This is a genomic window from Bacillus haikouensis (assembly GCF_013179555.1).
Taxonomy (GTDB): domain Bacteria; phylum Bacillota; class Bacilli; order Bacillales; family Bacillaceae_B; genus Rossellomorea; species Rossellomorea haikouensis_A.
On the sequence record NZ_JABMCR010000257.1, the window covers coordinates 1 to 5,741 of the forward strand.

Genomic DNA, 5,741 nt, shown 5'->3' on the forward strand with positions numbered 1-5,741 from the left:
CGGTGATTTATATAATCAATTAGGCGAGCTTAAGCAGTGCCTGGCTGAGATGCTCGAGGAGAATCATTCTCTTAAACTTGAGAACGAACATTTGCGCCGAAGACTGGAACAGACGGAGAACTCACCGAAAAAGGAACAAACAACTGGCGTTGCGGGTACGACGGGCGAGTCGGACTTAGAAGATAAACAACTGGATATCGGGGAAGGATATGATAATCTTGCTCGGCTTTACCAGGAAGGCTTCCACATCTGCAACATTCACTTTGGAAGTCCGCGCAAGGACGAGGATTGCTTGTTCTGTCTTTCTTTCTTAAACAAGAAATAAAGACGGACCTCAATGCTAACAATAAGATAAAGAAAAGGGCTGATCCATTCGACAGGATTGGTCCTTTTTATTGAATGCCCATTTCGTGTACTGTTATTGTAAAGTTTGCTGCGATTTAGTCCGCAGCGGACAGGAGCGGTTCACGTTTCTACCTGAAAAGGATTCACAGATGGAGGAAACACATGGTTGTATTAAAAGAAGATGAAAGATTGGATTATTTACTTGCTGAAAACATGAGGATCATCCAGAGTCCTTCGGTATTTTCCTTTTCCTTGGATGCCGTGTTATTGGCGGGATTCAGTTACTTGCCGTTAAAGAGGGGCAAAGTGGTCGACCTTTGTTCAGGAAACGGGATCATACCGCTATTATTCAGCGCCAGGACAGAAGTTGAAATCACCGGTGTGGAAATACAGGAAAGGCTATTGGATATGGCTGAAAGAAGCATCCAGTACAATGGCGTTCAGGAACAGATAACGATGAAGCTGGGGGATGTAAAGGAAATAAACAAACTTCTTCATCACTCGCATTATGATGTCGTCACGTGCAATCCTCCCTATTTTGAGACGATGCCAACAGCCATTCAAAATACAAACGAACATTATACCATCGCCCGCCACGAAGTTCTTTGTACATTGGAGGATACGATCCAGGCAGCGAGTTACCTGCTGAAACAAGGAGGAAAAGCTTCGTTCGTTCACAGGCCCGGAAGGCTGATGGATATCTTGTCACTGATGAGAAGACACCGCCTGGAACCAAAGCGGATGAGACTCGTCTATCCGAGGCAGGGAAAAGAGGCTAATACGCTCTTAATTGAAGGAATTAAAGATGGCAAACCTGACTTGAAGGTCCTTCCTCCATTGTTTGTATACAATGAGAACAACGAATATTCTTTGGAAGTGCATGAGATACTTTACGGAAAAGAATAGGTTTACTATATAAATCAGGAGGTGATCTCCCCATGAACCAGCAAAAAAGCTTTCAGGAAAGTAGCAAAGGCAGCCTTTATCTTGTCCCCACCCCTATAGGGAATTTGGAAGATATGACATTCAGGGCGATCCGCATCATGAAGGAAGCGGATGTAATAGCGGCAGAGGATACAAGAAATACGAAGAAGCTCAGTAATTATTTTGAAATTGATACGCCAATCATCAGTTATCACGAGCATAATAAAGACACGAGTGGTTCCAAGCTTATCGAGAGGTTGGAGCAGGGAGATACCGTTGCCCTTGTCAGTGATGCCGGGATGCCGTCTATTTCCGACCCCGGATATGAACTGGTGAAAGCAGCGATAGGACATGGGCTGTCCGTCATTCCCCTTCCTGGAGCAAATGCTGCCTTGACTGCTTTGATTGCCTCAGGTTTAGTGCCGCAGCCATTCTATTTCTATGGATTTTTACATAGGGGGAAGAAAGAGAAACGTGCTGAATTGGAAAAACTCCGTTCATTGACGGATACGTTTATATTATATGAATCCCCTCATCGACTAAAGGACACACTCAAGGAATTGCATCAGGCTCTTGGCAACCGGAAGATTGTCATTTGCCGTGAATTGACTAAGAGATTTGAAGAATTCATTCGCGGTACTTTGGAAGAAATAATCTTGTGGACCGAAAATGGGGAAGTGAGAGGGGAATTCTGTCTGCTCATTGAAGGGAATCAGCACCCTGCTGAGGATGAGCATGAAGAGTGGTGGCAGGATTATTCTTTACAAGATCATGTTCAATATTATATAGAAGAAAAAGAAATGTCCTCCAAACTGGCAATCAAAGAAGTTGCCAGAGAAAGAAACCTTCCCAAGAGGGATGTATATCAGGCGTTTCATGTGGAAACTGAATAGAAGAAGGGCTGAGTATCCACTCAGCCCTTCTATTTATGATGAAAGATTATTTTGCTTGAAAAGAATTTTGGATTTCTTTAATTAGTTGCTCTGCACCTTCACGGCTTAAGATTAATTTACCATCTGCAAGCTTGATGTTGTCATCAGAAACTTCACCAGTGATTTGGCAAGTCATGCTTGGCTTATATTTCTTTAAGATGATTCTTTCGTCATCAACATAGATCTCAAGTGCATCTTTCTCAGCAATACCAAGTGTACGGCGAAGCTCGATTGGAATAACGACACGTCCTAGTTCATCAACTTTTCTTACAATACCTGTAGATTTCATGTAATTTCTCCTCCAGAAAATATTTTATTTTATCTCTCTAGTTTGTTTAATGTTCGTCAATATTCGACATTTTTCTGTATCTGGTAATATCATACCAACGATTTAATCTATCGTCAATAATTATATTTGTAAATTTTTTATAATTACTTACAGAAAGAAAGTTGATATGACAAGCTTTACGATCTATTGTAAATAAATGTATTACCAATTTAATATTATTGTAATCAAAACAATTGTGTCGAAAAAACTTTATTAACTTAATAATTCGACAAAAAACGACAAAAACCAACTGTCTTTTCGACATCGTTTACCTGTGACACCGTGTAGTTGCAGAAACGTTATATTTTAGGTATATTTTGATGAGATAAGAGGTTAAGATGATAGGTAAGGCGATTTGACAAAAATCCACTATATACCATTCGGGGACACTCGAATATTTATGTGGGTATTATAGAAAGAAAGAGGAGGAAGCGAAAGTGGAAGAAAAATTGAAGACCTTCTATATTACAACTCCAATCTACTATCCAAGTGGAAATTTACATATTGGCCATGCCTATACGACGGTGGCCGGGGATGCAATGGCCCGTTATAAAAGAATGCGCGGATTTGATGTCAGATATTTAACGGGTACTGACGAGCATGGACAGAAAATTCAGCGTAAAGCAGAAGAACAGGGTGTCAGTCCTCAAAGTTATGTAGATGGAATTGTAAGCGACATACAGGAACTATGGGGGAAGTTGGATATTTCATATGACGATTTCATTCGCACAACGGAAAAACGTCATAAAGACATTGTTGAAAAGATTTTCAAACAATTGCTCGATCAGGGAGATATCTACCTTGATCAATATGAAGGCTGGTATTGCACTCCTTGTGAATCATTCTTTACCGAAAGACAGCTGGAAAACGGGAACTGCCCGGATTGCGGACGCCCTGTGGAAAAGGTAAAAGAAGAATCATATTTCTTTAAAATGAGCAAGTATGTTGACCGTCTGCTCGCTTACTATAACGAAAATCCTGAATTCATCCAGCCTGAATCCCGAAAGAACGAGATGATCAATAATTTTATCAAGCCTGGCTTGGAGGACTTAGCGGTCTCGAGAACCACCTTTGATTGGGGTGTTAAGGTTCCTGGTAATCCAAAGCATGTCATCTATGTATGGGTGGATGCGCTGTCCAATTATATTACTTCATTAGGGTACGGAAGCGAAAACGATAAGAATTATTTGAAATATTGGCCGGCAGATGTTCATTTGGTAGGGAAAGAGATTGTCCGTTTCCATACAATTTACTGGCCGATCATGCTGATGGCACTGGATCTCCCACTGCCTAAAAAGGTATTTGCCCATGGATGGCTATTGATGAAAGACGGTAAAATGTCTAAATCGAAAGGGAATGTAGTCGATCCAGTCACGCTGATCGACCGCTACGGACTTGATTCCCTGCGATATTACTTATTGAGGGAAGTTCCATTTGGTTCAGACGGTGTATTCACCCCAGAAGGTTTCGTAGAGCGCATCAACTTCGATCTTGCAAATGATCTCGGTAACCTGTTGAATAGAACGGTTGCTATGATCAACAAGTACTTCGACGGTGTCATTCCTGCATATGTTCACTCCAATGGGGAGTTCGATCAGAACCTGTTAGACATCAATAGGGAAACAGTTAATAAGTACGAAGAGGCAATGGAAAATATGGAGTTCTCGGTTGCGTTATCGAGTCTTTGGCAGCTGGTGAGCCGTACAAATAAATACATCGATGAAACACAGCCTTGGGCGCTTGCGAAAGAGGAAGGGAAGAAAGAAGAATTAGGCAGCGTGATGAGTCACCTTGCAGAATCACTTCGCAGAGTCGCCGTTCTTCTGCAGCCATTCCTGACAAGAACACCAAAGAATATCTTTGAACAGCTGAACCTGCATGATGAAACACTTCAAACATGGGAGAGCTTGGAATCCTTCGGTGCGATTCCTGAGGGAACCGAAATCGTGAAAAAAGGGGAGCCGATCTTCCCTCGACTCGACCTTCAAGAAGAAGTGGACTACATCAAGGAAAAAATGCAGGGAAGCAAACCTGTTGAAGAAGAAAAAACCGAAGATCATAATCCGGAAGAAAGTGATGAAATCACGATTGACGATTTCATGAAAGTAGAGCTTAAAGTGGCGGAGGTAATAAATGCCGAGCCGGTCAAAAAAGCGGATAAACTTCTGAAAATACAACTTGATCTTGGCTACGAAAAAAGACAAGTGGTTTCCGGGATCGCCAAACACTATCAGCCGGAAGAATTAATCGGGAAAAAAGTGATATGCGTGACAAACCTTAAGCCGGTCAAATTGCGTGGGGAACTCTCACAGGGAATGATTCTGGCAGGGGAAGAAAAGGGCACGCTTTCTCTGGCGACTGTAGATCAAACCTTAGCGAACGGAACAAAAATAAAATAAGCAGAATAAAAAGGATGTTCCACGTGGAACATCCTTTTTATTATATCCAAATACTAATAAAAAGAAGATTTTCAGTACCTATACGGTAGGTATTCAGAAAAAAATATGTAAGGATAATAAAGGAGGAGGGATGGAAACAAAATATTTTCAGATTTGTCCAGAAGCCTATACAATGAACGGAAGAAGTAAATAATAAGGGCAATGAGTCCGTGTACACTATTTTCTTTTCCAACCATAATTTGTAACCTAAATGTTATGTTACTGAGATGCTTGTTACTCATTTTTATAATAAAATTATTTTGAATACAAGGAGTGTCACACATGTTATTTGATACACATGTTCATTTGAACGCTGAACAATTCAATGAAGATCTGGAGGAGGTTATTTCAAGAGCGAAGGAAGCAGGAGTCGGAAAGATGGTTGTGGTCGGCTTTGACCGTCCTACCATTGAAAGAGCCATGGAGCTGGTGGAACACTATGACTTTCTATATGCAAGCATAGGCTGGCACCCTGTAGATGCGATTGATATGACAGATGAGGATCTCGTCTGGATAGAAGAACTATCTTCACATCCTAAGGTCGTCGCACTCGGAGAAATGGGCCTTGACTATCATTGGGATAAATCACCTAAAGAAATTCAGAAAGAAGTGTTCAGGAAGCAAGTACAATTAGCAAAGAAAGTGAAGCTTCCGATCGTCATACATAACCGTGATGCAACCCAGGATATTGTCGATATTCTCCGGGAAGAAGGGGCGGAAGAAGTAGGCGGAATCATGCACTGCTTCAGCGGAAGTCCCGAAATTGCTCAAGAG

The 5,741-nt window shown here is 41.5% G+C and carries 6 protein-coding genes; 5 read left to right on the forward strand and 1 reads right to left on the reverse strand.

Features of this window, described 5'->3' with window-relative positions; all coding sequences use genetic code 11:
- From yabA to rsmI, 3 genes are all read left to right on the forward strand, one after another.
- The coding region (yabA, locus tag HP456_RS18920) for a DNA replication initiation control protein YabA (RefSeq protein WP_172253977.1) at window positions 1-325 on the forward strand (325 nt) is incomplete at its 5' end.
- A 182-nt stretch (window positions 326-507) separates the two neighbouring features.
- On the forward strand, window positions 508-1,251 hold the full coding sequence (locus tag HP456_RS18925) for a tRNA1(Val) (adenine(37)-N6)-methyltransferase (protein ID WP_172253978.1): 744 nt from the start codon (window positions 508-510) through the stop codon (window positions 1,249-1,251).
- A gap of 32 nt (window positions 1,252-1,283) precedes the next feature.
- The gene (gene rsmI, locus HP456_RS18930; protein WP_172253979.1) at window positions 1,284-2,162 is read left to right on the forward strand and encodes a 16S rRNA (cytidine(1402)-2'-O)-methyltransferase; all 879 of its coding nucleotides are present in this window, start codon (window positions 1,284-1,286) and stop codon (window positions 2,160-2,162) included.
- Window positions 2,163-2,208: 46 nt separating this feature from the next.
- On the opposite strand, the gene abrB is transcribed toward rsmI, so the two are convergent.
- Window positions 2,209-2,490 carry a transition state genes transcriptional regulator AbrB gene (abrB, locus tag HP456_RS18935; protein ID WP_172253980.1) on the reverse strand — a complete coding sequence of 94 codons (282 nt, stop codon included), beginning with the start codon at window positions 2,488-2,490 and terminating at the stop codon, window positions 2,209-2,211.
- 410 nt (window positions 2,491-2,900) lie between these two features.
- Between abrB and metG the strand changes: the two genes are divergently transcribed.
- Entirely contained in the window at window positions 2,901-4,928 is a 2,028-nt protein-coding gene (gene metG / locus HP456_RS18940) for a methionine--tRNA ligase (protein ID WP_172253982.1), read from the forward strand.
- 321 nt (window positions 4,929-5,249) lie between these two features.
- On the forward strand, window positions 5,250-5,741 hold a 492-nt coding region (locus HP456_RS18945), incomplete at its 3' end, for a TatD family hydrolase (protein WP_172253981.1).